Annotated in this window: 16 protein-coding genes; 9 read left to right on the plus strand and 7 right to left on the minus strand. The window is 63.2% G+C overall.

Annotation, left to right across the window (positions count from 1 at the left end; genetic code table 11):
* Nucleotides 1-122: 122 nt before the first annotated feature.
* From recA to DK391_RS15085, 8 genes are all read left to right on the plus strand, one after another.
* The gene (gene recA / locus DK391_RS15050) at nt 123-1,199 is read left to right on the plus strand and encodes a recombinase RecA (RefSeq protein ID WP_109478765.1); all 1,077 of its coding nucleotides are present in this window, start codon (nt 123-125) and stop codon (nt 1,197-1,199) included.
* 7 nt (nt 1,200-1,206) lie between these two features.
* Entirely contained in the window at nt 1,207-1,995 is a 789-nt protein-coding gene (gene recX, locus DK391_RS15055; RefSeq protein WP_109478766.1) for a recombination regulator RecX, read from the plus strand.
* 161 nt (nt 1,996-2,156) lie between these two features.
* Nucleotides 2,157-2,906 carry a DUF2889 domain-containing protein gene (locus tag DK391_RS15060; RefSeq protein ID WP_109478767.1) on the plus strand — a complete coding sequence of 250 codons (750 nt, stop codon included), beginning with the start codon at nt 2,157-2,159 and terminating at the stop codon, nt 2,904-2,906.
* Nucleotides 2,907-2,961: 55 nt separating this feature from the next.
* Nucleotides 2,962-4,131: an ADP-forming succinate--CoA ligase subunit beta gene (gene sucC / locus DK391_RS15065; protein ID WP_109478768.1), complete on the plus strand. Its 1,170-nt coding sequence runs from the start codon at nt 2,962-2,964 to the stop codon at nt 4,129-4,131.
* A gap of 114 nt (nt 4,132-4,245) precedes the next feature.
* Entirely contained in the window at nt 4,246-5,127 is an 882-nt protein-coding gene (gene sucD, locus DK391_RS15070) for a succinate--CoA ligase subunit alpha (RefSeq protein WP_109478769.1), read from the plus strand.
* Between the two features lie 160 nt (nt 5,128-5,287).
* Nucleotides 5,288-6,013 carry a TerC family protein gene (locus DK391_RS15075; protein WP_109478770.1) on the plus strand — a complete coding sequence of 242 codons (726 nt, stop codon included), beginning with the start codon at nt 5,288-5,290 and terminating at the stop codon, nt 6,011-6,013.
* 138 nt (nt 6,014-6,151) lie between these two features.
* The gene (locus tag DK391_RS15080) at nt 6,152-6,769 is read left to right on the plus strand and encodes a pilin (RefSeq protein WP_109478771.1); all 618 of its coding nucleotides are present in this window, start codon (nt 6,152-6,154) and stop codon (nt 6,767-6,769) included.
* A gap of 176 nt (nt 6,770-6,945) precedes the next feature.
* Nucleotides 6,946-8,739, plus strand: a complete 1,794-nt coding sequence (locus DK391_RS15085; RefSeq protein WP_109478772.1) for a Wzy polymerase domain-containing protein — start codon at nt 6,946-6,948, stop codon at nt 8,737-8,739.
* A gap of 52 nt (nt 8,740-8,791) precedes the next feature.
* On the opposite strand, the gene moaC is transcribed toward DK391_RS15085, so the two are convergent.
* Nucleotides 8,792-9,268 (minus strand): cyclic pyranopterin monophosphate synthase MoaC, encoded by a 477-nt coding sequence (gene moaC, locus DK391_RS15090; protein WP_109478773.1) that lies wholly within the window; start codon nt 9,266-9,268, stop codon nt 8,792-8,794.
* 234 nt (nt 9,269-9,502) lie between these two features.
* Here moaC and DK391_RS15095 point away from each other — a divergent pair, with 234 nt between their 5' ends.
* Entirely contained in the window at nt 9,503-11,191 is a 1,689-nt protein-coding gene (locus tag DK391_RS15095; protein ID WP_109478774.1) for a M48 family metalloprotease, read from the plus strand.
* Nucleotides 11,192-11,200: 9 nt separating this feature from the next.
* Here the strand turns inward: DK391_RS15095 and DK391_RS15100 are convergent, their stop codons facing one another.
* From DK391_RS15100 to DK391_RS15125, 6 genes are all read right to left on the minus strand, one after another.
* A complete protein-coding gene (locus DK391_RS15100) occupies nt 11,201-11,788 on the minus strand; it encodes a DUF2946 family protein (protein ID WP_109478775.1) in 588 nt (195 codons plus the stop codon).
* Nucleotides 11,781-12,791 carry a hydrolase gene (locus DK391_RS15105; protein WP_109478776.1) on the minus strand — a complete coding sequence of 337 codons (1,011 nt, stop codon included), beginning with the start codon at nt 12,789-12,791 and terminating at the stop codon, nt 11,781-11,783. Before DK391_RS15105 ends, DK391_RS15100 begins: the two co-directional genes overlap by 8 nt.
* A gap of 165 nt (nt 12,792-12,956) precedes the next feature.
* Nucleotides 12,957-13,403: a nuclear transport factor 2 family protein gene (locus tag DK391_RS15110; protein ID WP_109478777.1), complete on the minus strand. Its 447-nt coding sequence runs from the start codon at nt 13,401-13,403 to the stop codon at nt 12,957-12,959.
* A gap of 167 nt (nt 13,404-13,570) precedes the next feature.
* Entirely contained in the window at nt 13,571-14,596 is a 1,026-nt protein-coding gene (gene waaF, locus DK391_RS15115; protein ID WP_109478778.1) for a lipopolysaccharide heptosyltransferase II, read from the minus strand.
* A gap of 187 nt (nt 14,597-14,783) precedes the next feature.
* Nucleotides 14,784-14,978: a zinc-finger domain-containing protein gene (locus tag DK391_RS15120; RefSeq protein WP_087738781.1), complete on the minus strand. Its 195-nt coding sequence runs from the start codon at nt 14,976-14,978 to the stop codon at nt 14,784-14,786.
* Between the two features lie 69 nt (nt 14,979-15,047).
* Nucleotides 15,048-15,971: a branched-chain amino acid transaminase gene (locus DK391_RS15125; protein WP_109478779.1), complete on the minus strand. Its 924-nt coding sequence runs from the start codon at nt 15,969-15,971 to the stop codon at nt 15,048-15,050.
* Nucleotides 15,972-16,106: the final 135 nt, after the last annotated feature.

A 16,106-nucleotide genomic window follows, 5' to 3' on the forward strand; every position in this document is an offset into this window, starting at 1 on the left:
CTACTGTTTTTTTATACAGTGTCTGCGTTTAGCGTGCTGATTGGAAGAACTGCGTTCAAAACGCGTTCGCAACTACCGGCACACCTGCCTCAGACGCCGTTCATCATAGCAAAGGACGATTCATGGAAGAAAGCAAGAAAGGCTCGGCTGGACTGACTGCGGAAAAGAGCAAGGCACTTGCTGCCGCGCTGGCGCAGATCGAAAAGCAGTTCGGCAAAGGGTCGGTCATGCGGCTCGGCCAGGGTGAGGCAGTCGAAGATATCCAGGTGGTTTCCACCGGTTCGCTGGGTCTCGACATCGCGCTGGGCGTTGGTGGTTTGCCGCGTGGCCGTGTGGTGGAAATCTACGGGCCGGAATCGTCGGGTAAGACCACGCTGACGCTGCAGGTCGTCGCTGAAATGCAGAAGCTCGGCGGCACGGCGGCGTTTATCGACGCGGAACACGCGCTCGACATTCAATACGCGCAAAAGCTCGGCGTCGACGTCAGCGAACTGCTGGTCTCGCAGCCGGACACGGGCGAACAGGCGCTCGAAATCGCGGACGCGCTGGTGCGTTCGGGTTCGATCGACATGATCGTCATCGCCTCGGTCGCGGCCCTGGTGCCGAAGGCTGAAATCGAAGGCGAAATGGGCGACTCGCTGCCGGGTCTGCAGGCACGTCTGATGTCGCAGGCACTGCGCAAGCTGACGGGCACGATCAAGCGCACGAACTGCCTCGTGATCTTCATCAACCAGATCCGTATGAAGATCGGTGTGATGTTCGGCAACCCGGAAACCACCACGGGTGGTAACGCGCTGAAGTTCTACGCATCCGTGCGTCTGGACATTCGCCGTATCGGTTCGATCAAGAAGAACGACGAAGTGATCGGCAACGAAACGCGCGTGAAGGTCGTGAAGAACAAGGTGTCGCCACCGTTCCGAGAAGCGATCTTCGACATCCTGTATGGCGAAGGCATCTCGCGTCAGGGCGAAATCATCGACCTCGGCGTGCAGGCGAAGATCGTCGACAAGGCGGGCGCATGGTACAGCTACAGCGGCGAACGTATCGGCCAGGGCAAGGACAACGCGCGTGAATTCCTGCGCGAAAATCCGGACATCGCACGCGAAATCGAAAACCGTATCCGCGAATCGCTTGGCGTGAATGCAATGCCGGCGGGCGCGGCCGTCAGCGCCGACGAGGAAGTGGGCGAAGAGGAGTAATCGTCGCGTGATGCGTAAGGGCCGTTCCGCTTCCTCGACTTCGGGCGCAGGACGCAACGCGGGCGGCCCGCGTGACGACGATCCATTCGAATCGTCGTCACGCGTGTCCTCACGTTCATCTGCTTCTGCTGCAGCATCATTCTCAAACGACTCGTCATCCGACGACTTCGACCCATTCGAATCGTTCGATGCACATGATCGTGCCGCTGGTGTNGGTCCCACTTCGGGCGACCGCTCAAACAACGGCCCAAACGCCGCCAGCGAAGAAGTCACCTACACGCGCTCGCATCGCCAACCCGGCGAAAGCAAACCCGCCGATGCCGCGAAACGCGCTTCACAACGTCCCGCACGCTCGCTCAAAGGCCGCGCGCTCGGCTATCTCTCGCGTCGTGAGTACAGCCGCGCGGAGTTGTCGCGCAAGCTCGCGCCATACGTGGAAGAGGGCGACTCAATTGAAACGCTGCTGGATTCGCTCGAGAGCGAAGGCTGGCTGTCGGATTCCCGTTTTGCCGAAAGCCTGCTTCATCGGCGTGCGTCGCGCATGGGCGCGGGCCGCATCGTTAACGAACTGAAGCGTCATGCCGTCGACCAGACGCTGGTCGAAGAAGTCAGCGCGCAATTGAAGGAAACCGAGCTGGCGCGCGCTCAGGCTGTCTGGCGCAAAAAATTCGGCGCGCTGCCCGAAACACCTAACGAACGTGCAAAGCAAGCCCGCTTTCTTGCGACGCGCGGCTTTTCGCAGGGAATCATCGGGAAAATTCTCAAGGGTATCGACGAAGACTGGGCGTCGGAATAAGCCACTTAGGCGCCTGCTGCACTGCACGATACGCAAAGCCGTACCGCACGTCTATCGAGCCGCTCAAACCCAATCCCAGCAAGGGTTTGCCAGCTTCGTCCAGTCTCAAATACCCAGTATGCTAAAATTCATTGGTTCTTCAATCCGGCCTTTGTTCTCGCATGCCGCTCTCCCCGCCCGTGTCCCGACAGTTGCGCCATCGCCGCGCAATCAGAGCGGAGGCATTTGAGCGCGAAGATGGTTTGTGGGATATCGAGGCATGCCTCACCGACGAAAAGCCACGTGATGTGACGCTTGCGTCGGGTGTCCGGCCGAACGGTTCGCCGATCCATGAACTCTGGCTCCGCATCACGATCGATCGCAAGCTCAATGTCGTCGACGCCGAAGCGTCGTCCGACTGGGTTCCGTATCCCGGTCTGTGTGAAGCCTCCAATCCCGCCTATCGTGCCCTCATCGGGCTCAATCTCTTCCATAACTTCCGTCGCGATGCTGCCCGTTTGCTGGCCGGCACGGCTGGCTGCACGCATCTCACCGAGTTGTGCGCAATCTTGCCTACTGCCGCCATCCAGGCGTTTGCTGGCGACGTATGGAACACGGATAAAGGCAGGCCAGGAAGCGAGGGGCCCGCGAGTTCGCCCAGTGGATCAGCAGACGGCTCAGCCCACGGCACGCAAGGCAGCACCGGACAAGACGCCAAAGACAACGCTTCGAGCGAGCAAGCAACCCAACACGCAAGCGAGCAACCAAACGACAAACCGCCATTCCAGTTGGGCCGCTGCCACGCGCTGCGGTTCGATGGCGAGGCGGTGCGACAGTTTTATCCGCGCTGGTACGGCCACGCGCCGCGTTCAGCGGATCGCGCGGATGCCGCACCCGAAGGCACGTCCGTGAAAGCGGCGCGTCCCGAGTAAGCGGCCCAGCCGGAAGCGAAGTTCAATCCAACTCTCAGACTGAAGGGAATCACGCATGAAGATTCACGAGTACCAGGGTAAGGAAATCCTGCGGAAATTCGGAGTCGCGGTACCGCGCGGCAAGCCGGTCTTCTCGGTGGATGATGCGGTCAAGGCCGCTGAAGAGCTCGGCGGCCCGGTGTGGGTCGTCAAGGCTCAGATCCACGCGGGTGGCCGTGGTAAGGGTGGCGGCGTGAAGGTCGCGAAGTCGCTGGAACAGGTTCGTGAATACTCGAACCAGATCCTCGGCATGCAGCTCGTCACGCACCAGACTGGCCCGGAAGGCCAGAAGGTGAATCGCCTGCTGATCGAAGAAGGCGCTGACATCAAGAAGGAACTGTATGTCGGTCTGGTGATCGATCGCGTTTCGCAGAAGATCGTCGTGATGGCGTCGAGCGAAGGCGGCATGGACGTCGAAGAAGTCGCGGAAAAGACGCCTGAGCTGATCCACAAGATCGCTGTCGATCCGTCGACGGGTCTGAAGGACGCTGAAGCCGACGAACTCGCAACGAAGATCGGCGTTCCCGCTGCTTCGCTGCCGCAAGCGCGCGCGATCCTGCAAGGCCTGTACAAGGCATTCTGGGAAACGGACGCATCGCTGGCCGAAATCAACCCGCTGATCCTGACGGGCGACGGCAAGGTCATCGCACTGGACGCCAAGTTCAACGTCGATTCGAACGCACTGTTCCGTCATCCGGAAATCGTCGCGTATCGCGATCTGGACGAAGAAGATCCGGCTGAAGTCGAAGCGTCGAAGTTCGACCTCGCGTACATCTCGCTCGACGGCAACATCGGCTGTCTGGTGAACGGCGCTGGTCTGGCGATGGCGACGATGGACACCATCAAGCTGTTCGGCGGCGAACCGGCGAACTTCCTGGACGTCGGCGGTGGCGCGACGACCGAGAAGGTCACGGAAGCGTTCAAGCTGATGCTGAAGAACCCGAACCTGACGGCGATTCTCGTCAACATCTTCGGCGGCATCATGCGTTGCGACGTGATCGCGGAAGGCGTGATCGCAGCTTCGAAGGCGGTCGATCTGCAAGTGCCGCTCGTCGTGCGCATGAAGGGCACGAACGAAGACCTCGGCAAGAAGATGCTGGCCGATTCCGGCCTGCCGATCATCTCGGCAGACAGCATGGAAGAAGCTGCGCAGAAGGTCGTCGCGGCTGCCGCAGGCAAGGCCTGATCGCCCCGGCGCATATCACCGGATTACGAATGGCGGCGCGCGAGCGTCGCGGGCAAACGCTATTTGCCGCGCGGGACGCGTTGAGCGCGCCACCAAACGAACAGAGGTCAATACATGTCGATTCTGATCAACAAAGACACCAAGGTCATCACGCAGGGCATCACCGGCAAGACCGGTCAGTTCCACACGCGCGCATGCCGTGAATACGCAAACGGCCGCGAAGCATTCGTCGCGGGCGTGAACCCCAAGAAGGCTGGCGAAGACTTCGAAGGCATTCCTATCTACGCTAGCGTGAAGGAAGCCAAGGAAGAAACGGGCGCGACCGTCTCGGTCATCTACGTGCCGCCCGCAGGCGCCGCTGCTGCAATCTGGGAAGCCGTCGAAGCCGATCTCGATCTCGCGATCTGCATCACGGAAGGCATCCCCGTTCGCGACATGATCGAAGTCAAGGACCGTATGCGCCGCGAAGGCCGCAAGACGCTGCTCCTCGGACCGAACTGCCCGGGCACGATCACACCGGACGAACTGAAGATCGGCATCATGCCGGGTCACATCCACCGCAAGGGCCGCATCGGCGTCGTGTCGCGTTCGGGCACGCTGACGTATGAAGCAGTCGGCCAGCTGACGGCGATCGGCCTCGGCCAGGCGTCGGCAGTCGGTATCGGCGGCGACCCGATCAACGGTCTGAAGCACATCGACGTCATGAAGATGTTCAACGACGATCCCGAAACGGACGCCGTGATCATGATCGGTGAAATCGGCGGCCCGGACGAAGCGAACGCTGCGTACTGGATCAAGGACAACATGAAGAAGCCGGTGGTTGGCTTCATCGCTGGCGTCACGGCGCCTCCGGGCAAGCGCATGGGCCACGCCGGCGCGCTGATCTCGGGCGGTGCGGACACGGCTGATGCCAAGCTGGAAATCATGGACGCCTGCGGTATCAAGGTCACGAAGAACCCGTCGGAAATGGCGCGTCTTCTGAAGGCGATGCTGTAAGAAGTGTTGCGATGAGCTCAAGAAACGTCGGCTGCCGTTGACGTTTTTTGATACGCTTACGAAGTCCTTTCGTAAGACGCAATGAGAAGCGAGGGAGCGAGCAATTGCTCCCTCGCTTTTTTGTTGCCGTTTGCTTTCGCTACCTTCTATCCTGCTTTCCATGCTCGAATTCCTCACCACGCTCCATTGGGGCGCCGTCTTCCAGATCATCGTCATCGACATCCTGCTGGGTGGCGATAACGCGGTCGTGATCGCGCTCGCCTGCCGCAACCTGCCGCCCGCGCAGCGCACCAAGGGCGTGCTGTGGGGAACGCTCGGCGCGATCGTGCTGCGGGTGGCGCTGATCGCGTTTGCCGTCGTGCTGCTCGACGTGCCGCTGCTCAAGTTCGCGGGCGGCGTGCTGCTGCTGTGGATCGGCGTGCGCCTGCTGGCGCCCGCGCCCGACGCGCACGCGAACGTCAAACCCGCCGACAAGCTGCTCACCGCCGTCAAAACCATCATCGTCGCCGACGCCGTGATGAGCCTCGACAACGTGATCGCGATTGCCGGCGCTGCCGAAGCTGCCGAGCCGCATCACCGCATCGCGCTCGTCGTGTTCGGGCTGATCGTCAGCATTCCGCTGATCGTCTGGGGCAGCCAGCTGGTGCTGAAGTTGCTGGACCGTTATCCCGTCGTCGTCACGTTCGGCGGTGCGCTGCTCGGCTGGATCGCGGGCGGCCTGATCATCAACGACCCGGCAGGCGACCGCTGGCCGGTGCTCGATACGCCTGTGGCCGAGTACGGCATGAGCATCGCCTGTGCGCTGTTCGTCGTGATCGTCGGATACGCGATGAAACGGCGCAATGCACACCGGATCGCCGGCGATACGCCACCCGGCGCGCACTGACTGCGTTCACTTTACCGACGCCTTTGAGCGGCCACCATTAGCCATTCGGCCGACTGCCGGCGCCATGCACGGCTCGCTACGATCGAAGCGCCTGTCCTGATTCCCGGGGCAGGCGCTTTCGTTTTGAGGAGTCTGCCGATGATCGCAACCGTTGCCCTTGCTTCACTGTCCACGCTTTACGCGCCCTGGCTGCGCGCCCGCCTGCCGCGCCCATGGCCTGTCCCGCTCGCCCGTGTCCGGCGTTCGTGGGGCTTCACATTGATCGAATTGATGATCGTGCTGGCGATCGTCGGTGTGATTGCGGCGTATGCCATTCCTGCTTACCAGGACTATCTGGCCCGCAGCCGAGTCGGGGAGGGCTTGTCGCTCGCGTCGGCGGCGCAGCTGGCTGTTGGCGAGAACGCCGGCAGCGGCAATGCCTTCGGCAGTGGCTACGCATCGCCGCCCGCCACGCGTAACGTCCAGTCCATCCATATCGACGACGACACCGGCCAGATTACCGTTGCCTTTACGGCCCGCGTGGCCGACGACGGGTCGAACACGATCGTCTTCGTGCCGTCCGCACCTGACAGCGCCGACACGCCGACGGCCCGCGTCGCGCTGGCGAAGGGCGCCGTGCAGAAGGGGACGATAACGTGGGAATGTTTTGCGGGTGGCAAGGCGGCCTCGTCGCTGCCGGCGCCGGGCGCAGGTCCGTTGCCCGCCGACGCGCCGACGCTGCCGTCCAATCTCGCACCGCCCGAGTGCCGTGGATGATCGGACGAGAGGGCTGCGTGAGCCGGGCATGAGCCCGGTATAAAGCGAACCCGCATCAAATGCCGCGGCAAAACTTCCCGTGCCGCGGCGGGATTCCGGGTTATTTCCGTCGCACCGGCGCACAGCGCAAAGATTTTTTTGTATAGTGCGCCGGTTGCTGACGTCCCCGCCTACTCATGCCCAACCCTTTCGCGCGCTATCTTTCACTGTTCTTATTGGCTTGTGCGTTGATCCTGCCGTATGCAGTCGTCAACCACACGTATCCGATTCCGACTTTCTACGCCGAGTTTACGGCGCTGTCACTGTACCTGCTGCTCGGCGCAGGCGTGGCGTTGCTCGGGTCTACGGCACGGCCACGCGTTGCGTTCGCGTCGCCCGTGGTCGCGCTGGTGCCGCTGGGTTTCGGGCTCGTGCTGATCGCTCAGTCGATCGTGCTGCCCGTCGCGCAGCCTTCGATGAACTGGCTCGGTGCCGGCTTCCTGCTCGCTGCGTTCATGGCGGTGCATGCCGGTTTCGGTTTCAGTAGGGCGAATCTGACGGAAAACGTCTTCACGGTCGCGGCGTTTGCGCTGGTCGTGGGCGGCCTTTTTGCGGTGTTCTGCCAGACCATCCAGCTGTTCCACCTGGAAGTGAAGGTGACGCCGCTGGTGGTCGCCTACAGCGTGATGACCGACCGTCGTCCGTTCGGCAACATGGCGCAGGCCAACCACCTCGCGACCTACATCGCGTTCGCGACAGCAGGCGCGATGTATCTGGTGCAGACGCGGCGTATCAACGTGTTTATCTGGCTCGTCGTGTCGGCGATCTTTTCGGCAGGTCTGGCCGTGACAGTGTCGCGCGGGCCGTGGCTGCAGATGTGCGTGATCGTCGTCGCGGGTTTCTGGATGGCGTTTGCCGAGCAGCGCCGCGATCCGTCGCGCCGCCGCAGCAATCGCGAGTGGCTGATTCCCATCGTGCTTGCCGTGCTGTTCTTCGCGGTGAATGCAGCGATCCGCTGGGCCAACGTGCACTACAACCTGGGTCTCGCGCAGTCGGCTGCCGAGCGCATGAAGGACGCGAGCCAGATCGCGCCGCGTCTCGCGCTGTGGAAGTACGGCTGGACGATGTTTCGCACGCATCCGTTGCTGGGCGTGGGCTGGGGCGAATTTCCGCGTTATCAGTTCGATCTGGTGAGATCGCTGGGCGGCGTCGAGATCGCCAACAACTCGCACGATATCTTCATCGATCTGCTCGCGAAGACGGGTTTGATCGGGCTAGGTATCGTGCTGCTCGGGCTGGGTGCGTGGTTCGTGCGCGTCGTGCGCGCGCCGCACACGGCTGCGCGCGTGTTCGGACTTGCGCTGATCGGCGTGCTGGTGATGCATGCGCTCGTCGAGTATCCGCAGCAGTACATGTTCTTCCTGCTGCCGGCGATGTTCGTGATCGGTCTGCTCGATACGAAGCCGTTGCGTCTGATTCCGCGCGGCGTGTCGTTTGGTGCGTTTGCCGTGATCGTGTTCGGCGGGCTGGCTGCGCTGTATCCGATCTATCGCGACTATGCGCGTTCCGAAGTGCTGTATTACGGCTCGCGTCCGTTCGATCAGTATCGCGAAGATCCGTCGTTCCTGTTTGGCGCGTGGGGCGAGTACGGCATGGCGACGCTGTTGCCGATGAACTCGCAGGATCTCGAGCATAAGCTGGCGATGCATCGTCAGGCGTTGGCCTTGCTGCCTGGCGAAACCGTGCTGCGCCGTTATGCCGTGTTGCAGGCGTTGAAGGGCGACACAGACGGTGCATTCGATACCGTCGAGCGCCTGAAGATTTTTGCCGAGGAACTGCACGACTGGCCGTCGCAGCTTTCGTATCTGTACGATTTGTGCGATCAGCAGAAGACGCTGGGTGCGTTCAAGGCCGAGTTGATGAAGAAATACGGCACGCCGCCGAAGGGCATCAACAATAACGATGACGATGAGGGTGATGACGACGATTGAGGTATTGGCATCGTCGATCGACCAGGCGGCGCGTCGAACGCGCCGCATAACCTCACTCCGCCACCCAGTCGCCCGACTTCCCGCCGTGCTTTTCGAGCACGCGTACATCGGTGATCGTCATCCCGCGATCGACGGCCTTGCACATGTCGTAGACCGTCAGCAGTCCGACCTGCACGGCCGTCAGCGCTTCCATCTCCACGCCTGTTCTCCCCAACGTCTCGACCTGCACGCGGCAATGCACCGCAGACGCCGCCTCGTCGAGTTTGAACTCCACCGCGACGCGCGTCAGCGCGAGCGGATGACACAGTGGAATCAGATCGGCGGTGCGCTTCGCGCCCTGGATCGCGGCGATGCGCGCAATGCCGATCACGTCGCCTTTCTTCGCTTCGCCTTTGCGGATCAACTCGAACGTGGCCGGCAACATGCGGATCGTGCCGCACGCCACCGCGATGCGCTTCGTTTCCGCTTTGCCGCCGACATCGACCATATGCGCCTGGCCGGCTGCATCGAAATGTGTGAGTTCAGGCATGGTTGGCTCCTTCAGAGGGCGCCTATCTTAGCAGTGCGAGCGGCGCGCGACAGTAGGGCGCGGCCCGGCGAGCAATCACGATAACGGCAACGCGCGTGTCCGGCAAAAGCCAGGACAGGCCGCACTCCAGGACATATAGCAAGTCGCGACGCTGTTGCCAGCCGTTACAATCGAAAGCAAGGCTGATTCCTTCCGGCTCCTTACGCCGCTTTCGATTTTCGCTCATTGCCCGCAATGCGTCTGAAACGGTTTCTCGCTGCAGTCTTGTCCGTCACGCTCGCCGTCCCGCCCGCGATCATCGCGCAGCCGTCGAACCTGTCGGAACTGCCGCTCGTCACCGGGCCGCTCGATACGTACGGGGCTTCGACCGTGCCGCCTGAGATCGCGCAAGGCGTATTCGGCATGTATGGCGGCGCGCAGTCGCGTTTCTCGGGCAACCCCGGCGGCAATGCCAGCTTGCGCGCACCGATGTCCACGCAACAATTGCCCGATCTCGGCGACGGCTCGGGCGGCAGTCTCACGCCACAAGCCGAACGCAAGCTCGGCGAGCGCGTGATGCGCGAAGTCCGCTGCGATCCCGACTATCTCGACGACTGGCTGGTGCGCGACTATCTGAACTCGATCGCCGGCAAGCTCGAAGCGGCCGCCAGCGCGCAGTTCATCGGTGGATATCGTCCGGACTTCGATCTGTTCGCTATGCGCGACCCGCAGATCAACGCGTTCTCCTTGCCGGGCGGCTTTATCGGCGTGAACACGGGGCTGATCGTCTCGACGCAGACGGAGTCCGAGCTTGCCTCGGTCATCGGCCACGAGATGGGCCACGTACTGCAACGGCACATCGCGCGGATGATCACGGCGGGCGAACACAGCGGCTACGCGGCGCTCGCCGGCATGCTGCTCGGCGTGCTGGCCGGCGTGCTCGCGCATAGCGGCGATCTGGGCAGCGCGATCGCGATCGGCGGGCAGGCGTATGCCGTCGACAACCAGTTGCGCTTTTCGCGCGCGGCGGAACATGAAGCGGACCGCGTCGGCTTTCAGTTGCTGGCGGCGGCGGGCTACGACCCGTACGGCATGGTGTCGTTTTTCGAGCGTCTCGATCGCGCGTCGATGAGCGACGCGGGCGCGCCCGCCTATGCACGCACGCACCCGCTAACGGGCGAGCGGATCGCCGACATGGCCGATCGCGCACGCCGTTCGCCGTACCGGCAGCCGCGCCAGTCGTCGGAATATGCGTTCGTGCGCGCGCGGGCACGCGTACTTCAGGACCGCTCGCGCAGCGAATACGCGGACGAGATCTCCCGGATGCGCTCCGAAATCGAAGATCGCACTGCGCTGAACGTGGCGGGCGACTGGTACGGCATCGCGTTCGCGCAGATGCTGCTCGAACGCTACGACGACGCGGCGCAGTCATTGGCCAACGCACGCGCCGCGTTCGACGCCAGCGAGCGCGCCGAGGGCGATCCGACGCGCAGTTCACCGAGTCTCGACGTGCTCGCCGCCGACATCGCCCGGCGCTCGGGCAATAACGACGAAGCCGTCCGTCTGGCGGAAATCGCGCAAAAGCGCTGGCCGCAGTCGCACGCTGCCATCGAGATCCGCTTGCAGACGCTGCTGACGGCGCGCCGTTTCGGCGAAGCGCAGGAGCAGGCGCTGCGCGAGACGCGCGCCGATCCGCAGCAGCCCGTCTGGTGGCGCTATCTGGCGCAAGCGAGCGTCGGCACGGGCGACTCGCTGACGCAGCATCGCGCGCTGGCGGAAAAGTTTGCGCTGGAAGGCGCGTGGCCGTCGGCGATCCGGCAACTGAAAGAAGCGCGCGACATCAAATCGGTCGGCTATTACGACCTCGCGACCATCGACGCGCGCCTGCACGAGTTCGAGGCGCGCTATAAGGAAGAGCGCGAGGACGAGAAGAACAGTAGCTAGCGCTCTGGCTTAAGAGGAAGCGGCGACGCGCTCGGCGGGACTTGCGACGAATCCGAAGCGCTTCTGAACTTCGGCTTTGCTAACCGGTTCGAGCTTCAGAGTGACGCCGTCGCGCCAGCGGAACTGACCACTTTGGCCGTCGCTGGCGAGATCCGCATGTTCGGAGAACAGATCGAGATCATGATCGTGCAGCACCGCAACGCGCGCGGGCGTTGAGCGGTTGCTGAAGAGAATGCCGCCTTCGTCGTCGAGCCAGACGGCGGCAGGATCGAACGGTTCGCCGCCCTGATCGGTCAGCGTCAGCTTGCCCGACGCGTCATCCACACCCAGCCGCACCACAAACGGCGTGTAGCCCAGTTCGACGTACACGCGCTGCGGCCCGTTCTGAAAAAACCATTGGCCTTCGCCATCGGCTTCGTAGTTGCGGTTGATGAAGCCGAGCAGCGCGGTATGCCGGATCGGTTCTCCGGGCGCGCCTGCTGCCTGTGCTGCTTCGTCGCGCATGCGCCAGTTGCCGCGCCGGTCCAGCATCAGCCAGCCGGTGCAATGCGGTACGTTCGGCCATTTGGCGAGCGCCTGCTTGACGATGTCATCCATGTTGCGTGAACGGGTCGAGGTAGCCGAAGACCCGGCGCGAAAGCCAGTCGATCCGGCCGGGGAAGGGGCCCGTCATGAAGCCGACGTGTCCGCCATGCTCCGGTTGATCGAGTTCCACCATCGATGATACCTCGCTGCGCGACGGCAGCACCGCGCCCGGCAGGAACGGGTCGTTACGCGCGTTGAGCACGAGCGTCGGCACGGCGATCTCGGGCAGCAGCGGGCGCGTGGTGGCGCGTGTCCAGTAGTCGTCGGCGTTACGGAAGCCGTGCAGCGGCGCGGTGACGACATTGTCGAATTCATGCATCGTGCGGCTGGCGAGCACATCGTTCATATCGAACAGGCCGGGATACTGCGCGAGCTTTTGCTGCGCCTTTAGCTTGAGCGTCTTCAGGAAGCTGCGCGTGTAGATCATCCCAAAACCCTGGGACAGCGCGCGTCCGCCCGCGTGCACGTCGAGCGGCGCGGAAATGGCGGCCGCTGCCGAGATGATCGAAGCGTCCTCGCGGCGCTCGCCGAGCCAGCGCAGCAGCACGTTGCCGCCCAGCGACACACCCGCTGCCACGATCGGCCCGTCATGCCGCTCACGCAGACGCCGCAGCACCCAGTCGACTTCATTGCTGTCGGCGAGATGATAAAAGCGCGGCAGCAGGTTCATCGGACCACTGCAGCTACGGAAATGCGGTACGACGCCGTGCCAGCCGCGCATCTGTGCGGCTGCCATCAACGTGCGCGCGTAGTGAGAGTCCGAGCTGCCTTCGAGTCCGTGAAACAGCACGAAGAGCGGTGCGTTTGAATCGGCGCCGGAGGCCGTGAGCGGATCGCGCACGAGCCAGTCGAGATCGATGAAATCGCCGTCCGGCGTGTTCCAGCGCTCGCGCCGATAAGCCACGGCGGGACGGCGGCCGAACAGCGCAGGGACGATCGTTTGAATGTGGCTATTGGGCAGCCAGAGGGGAGCGCGGTAGATAACGTCGACGGGCGCTTCGACCGACGCGCCCACAGCAGCTTCAACTGCACCCCCGACCGCAGCCGCCGCCGCATCGAGGGCCGGTCTGGAAGAAGCTTTATTGTCGTGGGTCGTGCTCATGCCAACACCGGTATTCAGTCGAAGCCCCGAGCCATTCTTTGCGCCGTGGCTTCCGTCAAGCTGGTCTCGCGAGGCGCTTCAGTGGAGCGCACCCTGACCATGTCTCATTTTGGCAGCAAACTGCGAGGCCGTTTCGTTCGGCATCGCACTCGCGTGGATATGTGCGATCTTCCATTCGCCGCGTTCGTGGACCATCACGTAGGTCGTGAAGACCATCGACGGAATGGCAGCCGGGTCGGCAGGGCGGTGTGCTTCGGCAATGGCGTAGACAACGGTGCCGAGACTGTCGTAAACGCGGATGTCGAGCGGCTCGATCGAAACGGGCTGAGCTTCGAGCTGGATGCTCAAACCGGCGCGGATCGCGTCGAGACCATGTAGATGCGAGCCATCTGCGCAGATACAGCTGACGAATTCCTCGTCGATCCACAGGCCCATCAAACTGTCGATATTGACCTCCGCGACCGCCTGGTAATAAGCGTTCAACGTGTCCGCAGCGGCTTCGAAGATGTGGGCAAAACGTGGCATGGCTCGTCAGTCTCTTGCGCGCACGGGCGCGCGGTTGCGGGTCAGTGTTATGCAGCAGGCCATCCGCCAGCATGCCCGCGCCGCAAGACGCGAGCGTGACGCAGCAGATGGGCGCGGGACAGCGCCCCGCATGAAGCTCAACCGATGGCGCGAGCCGTCCGCAGCGGTCAGCGTTGCGCGAGCAACATACCGCGCAGATCGTCGAATACCTGTTCGGCGCTCAGTTGCCGCAGGCAGTTCAGATGGCCCAGCGGACATTCGCGCTGAAAGCACGGACTGCACTCGAGTTGCAGCCATTGTACCTTTGCGAGGTCCGACAAGGGCGGTGTGTGGCGCGGATCGGTCGATCCGTACACGGCGACCAGCGGCCGGCGCAGCGCGGCTGCGACGTGCATCAGGCCGGAATCGTTGGTGACCACGGCGCTGGCCCGCGAGATCAGCGCGCAGGCTTCGCCCAACGCCGTCTGGCCGCACAGGTTGCGCACGTTCGGCGCGCGGTCGGCGATGGCCTGGGCGATGGGCGCGTCTTTCGGCGAGCCGAGCGCGATGATCTTCGTGTACGGGAACGACTGGCCGACCATTTGCGCGAGCGCCGCGAAGTGCTCGGGCGGCCAGCGCTTGGCCGGGCCGTACTCGGCGCCGGGGCAGAACACCAGCAGCGGCACGCGCGTGTCCAGATTGAAGCGTGCCGATACGCGTGACGCCTCGTTCAGGTCGGCATCGAGCCGGGGCACGGGAAGATCGTCGGGCAGCTTGGCGCCGGGCGCGTAGGCGAGCGCGGCGTAATGGCCGACCATCGGCGGACGCTCGTCCTTGCGCGGATTCGCGTGCCGTACGTTCAACAGACCGTAGCGGCTCTCGCCCGTATAGCCGATGCGCAGCGGAATACCCGCCATCCACGGAATCAGCGCCGACTTCAGCGAATTGGGCAGCACGTACGCGGCGTCGTAACCGACGTCGCGCAGGTCGCTCGACAATTGCCAGCGGCGCAGCATCTGCAGCTTGCCGTGCGCGAGGTCAGTGGCGTAGACATCGCGGATTTCAGGCATGCGTTCGAGCACGGGCGCGACCCAACTGGGCGCGACGGCATCGATCGCGATGCGCGGATGCAATTTCACGAGGCGCGCAAACAGAGGCTGCGCCATCAATGCGTCACCGATCCAGTTCGGTGCGATAACCAACGCGCGACGCATCAGGGTGAGTTTCCGATGTCGAAAATAAGACGCCGCGCGCTCGAGGCGCGCGGTGCCGGGTTGTCAGGAACAGGGGCTGCAGCTCAGGCTATATCGGCACGCGCGGCGGGAAGTTCAGCTTCCCGTTCGCCCGTCTGGGCGACACGCGGCACCGCAGCCCGTACGGCAGACAAAGCGATGCGGTGGCTCAGTGACCCTTGACCACTTCGCCGTCGCGCAGCTTGTAGCGCGTGCTGCAGTACGGGCAGCGCGCTTCGCCGTGCGTCACGTCGATAAAGACGCGCGGATGGTTGCTCCAGCGCGGCATCGACGGGTTCGGGCAATACGCCGGCAGGTCTTTCGCCGACAGCTCGACCAGCGGCATTTCCTTGATTTCGCTCATAGGGACTTTCTCGTTGTGTACAGAAAGCGGGCGCGTCCGGCTGATTGCCAGCGACGCGCCCGTTCAGATTCAGACCTTGGTCAGCCAGTGCGCGTACTTCGCGCTCTTGCCGTTGACGATGTCGAAGAAGCCCGATTGCAGCTTCTCCGTGATCGGGCCGCGCGTGCCCGAGCCGATGGTGCGGTTGTCGAGTTCGCGGATGGGCGTGACTTCAGCGGCCGTGCCGGTGAAGAACGCTTCGTCGCACGTATAGACTTCGTCGCGCGTGATGCGCTTTTCGATCACTTCGATGCCCGCGTCCTTCGCCAGCGTGATCACCGTATCGCGCGTGATGCCGTCAAGGCACGACGACAGGTCAGGCGTGTACAGCTTGCCGTTGTTCACGAGGAAGAAGTTTTCGCCCGAGCCTTCCGACACGTAGCCGTCGACGTCGAGCAGCAGCGCTTCGTCGTAACCGTCGGCGGTGGCTTCCTGGTTCGCGAGGATCGAGTTCACGTACCAGCCCGACGCCTTGGCGCGGACCATCGACACGTTCACGTGATGGCGCGTGAACGACGACGTCTTCACGCGGATACCCTTCTTGATGCCGTCTTCGCCGAGATACGCGCCCCACGGCCATGCAGCGATAGCCACATGGATGGTGTTGCCCTTGGCCGACACGCCCAGCTTTTCCGAACCGACCCAGATGATCGGGCGCAGGTAGCACGACTCCAGCTTGTTCTCGCGCACGACTTCGCGCTGCGCGGCGGCGAGCGTTTCGTGGTCGAACGGAACATCCATCTGGAAGATCTTGGCCGAGTTCAAGAGGCGCTTGGTGTGTTCCTGAAGACGGAAAATCGACGTGCCGCCGTCAGCCGTCTTGTAGGCGCGCACGCCTTCGAAGACGCCCATGCCGTAGTGCAGCGTATGGGTGAGGACGTGGATCCTGGCGTCACGCCAATCGATGAGCTTGCCATCCATCCAGATCTTGCCGTCGCGGTCGGCCATTGACATACGATTTCTCCAGGCAGTGCGGGTTCGCGGGTTTCGATTCTGACGTCTCGCCGTGACATCGCGTTGCGACGTTCGGACTTGGCGCCGTGTTCGGGTATTCGGAGCGTGGCGCGACCACGACAGATGCGCGCGGGC

The sequence above is a fragment of the Paraburkholderia sp. C35 genome (genome assembly GCF_003121405.1).
Lineage (GTDB): Bacteria > Pseudomonadota > Gammaproteobacteria > Burkholderiales > Burkholderiaceae > Paraburkholderia.

What these genes read in the sequence shown, in the direction of transcription:
- DK391_RS15120 (WP_087738781.1), bottom strand. Translation starts at nt 14,978, where the DNA reads ATGAGCGAAATCAAGGAAATGCCGCTGGTCGAGCTGTCGGCGAAAGAC.
- DK391_RS15075 (WP_109478770.1), top strand. Translation starts at nt 5,288, where the DNA reads ATGCTCGAATTCCTCACCACGCTCCATTGGGGCGCCGTCTTCCAGATC.
- DK391_RS15060 (WP_109478767.1), top strand. Translation starts at nt 2,157, where the DNA reads ATGCCGCTCTCCCCGCCCGTGTCCCGACAGTTGCGCCATCGCCGCGCA.
- DK391_RS15125 (WP_109478779.1), bottom strand. Translation starts at nt 15,971, where the DNA reads ATGTCAATGGCCGACCGCGACGGCAAGATCTGGATGGATGGCAAGCTC.
- recA (WP_109478765.1), top strand. Translation starts at nt 123, where the DNA reads ATGGAAGAAAGCAAGAAAGGCTCGGCTGGACTGACTGCGGAAAAGAGC.
- DK391_RS15110 (WP_109478777.1), bottom strand. Translation starts at nt 13,403, where the DNA reads ATGCCACGTTTTGCCCACATCTTCGAAGCCGCTGCGGACACGTTGAAC.
- DK391_RS15100 (WP_109478775.1), bottom strand. Translation starts at nt 11,788, where the DNA reads ATGGATGACATCGTCAAGCAGGCGCTCGCCAAATGGCCGAACGTACCG.
- sucC (WP_109478768.1), top strand. Translation starts at nt 2,962, where the DNA reads ATGAAGATTCACGAGTACCAGGGTAAGGAAATCCTGCGGAAATTCGGA.
- DK391_RS15085 (WP_109478772.1), top strand. Translation starts at nt 6,946, where the DNA reads ATGCCCAACCCTTTCGCGCGCTATCTTTCACTGTTCTTATTGGCTTGT.
- sucD (WP_109478769.1), top strand. Translation starts at nt 4,246, where the DNA reads ATGTCGATTCTGATCAACAAAGACACCAAGGTCATCACGCAGGGCATC.
- waaF (WP_109478778.1), bottom strand. Translation starts at nt 14,596, where the DNA reads ATGCGTCGCGCGTTGGTTATCGCACCGAACTGGATCGGTGACGCATTG.
- DK391_RS15095 (WP_109478774.1), top strand. Translation starts at nt 9,503, where the DNA reads ATGCGTCTGAAACGGTTTCTCGCTGCAGTCTTGTCCGTCACGCTCGCC.
- DK391_RS15080 (WP_109478771.1), top strand. Translation starts at nt 6,152, where the DNA reads ATGATCGCAACCGTTGCCCTTGCTTCACTGTCCACGCTTTACGCGCCC.
- moaC (WP_109478773.1), bottom strand. Translation starts at nt 9,268, where the DNA reads ATGCCTGAACTCACACATTTCGATGCAGCCGGCCAGGCGCATATGGTC.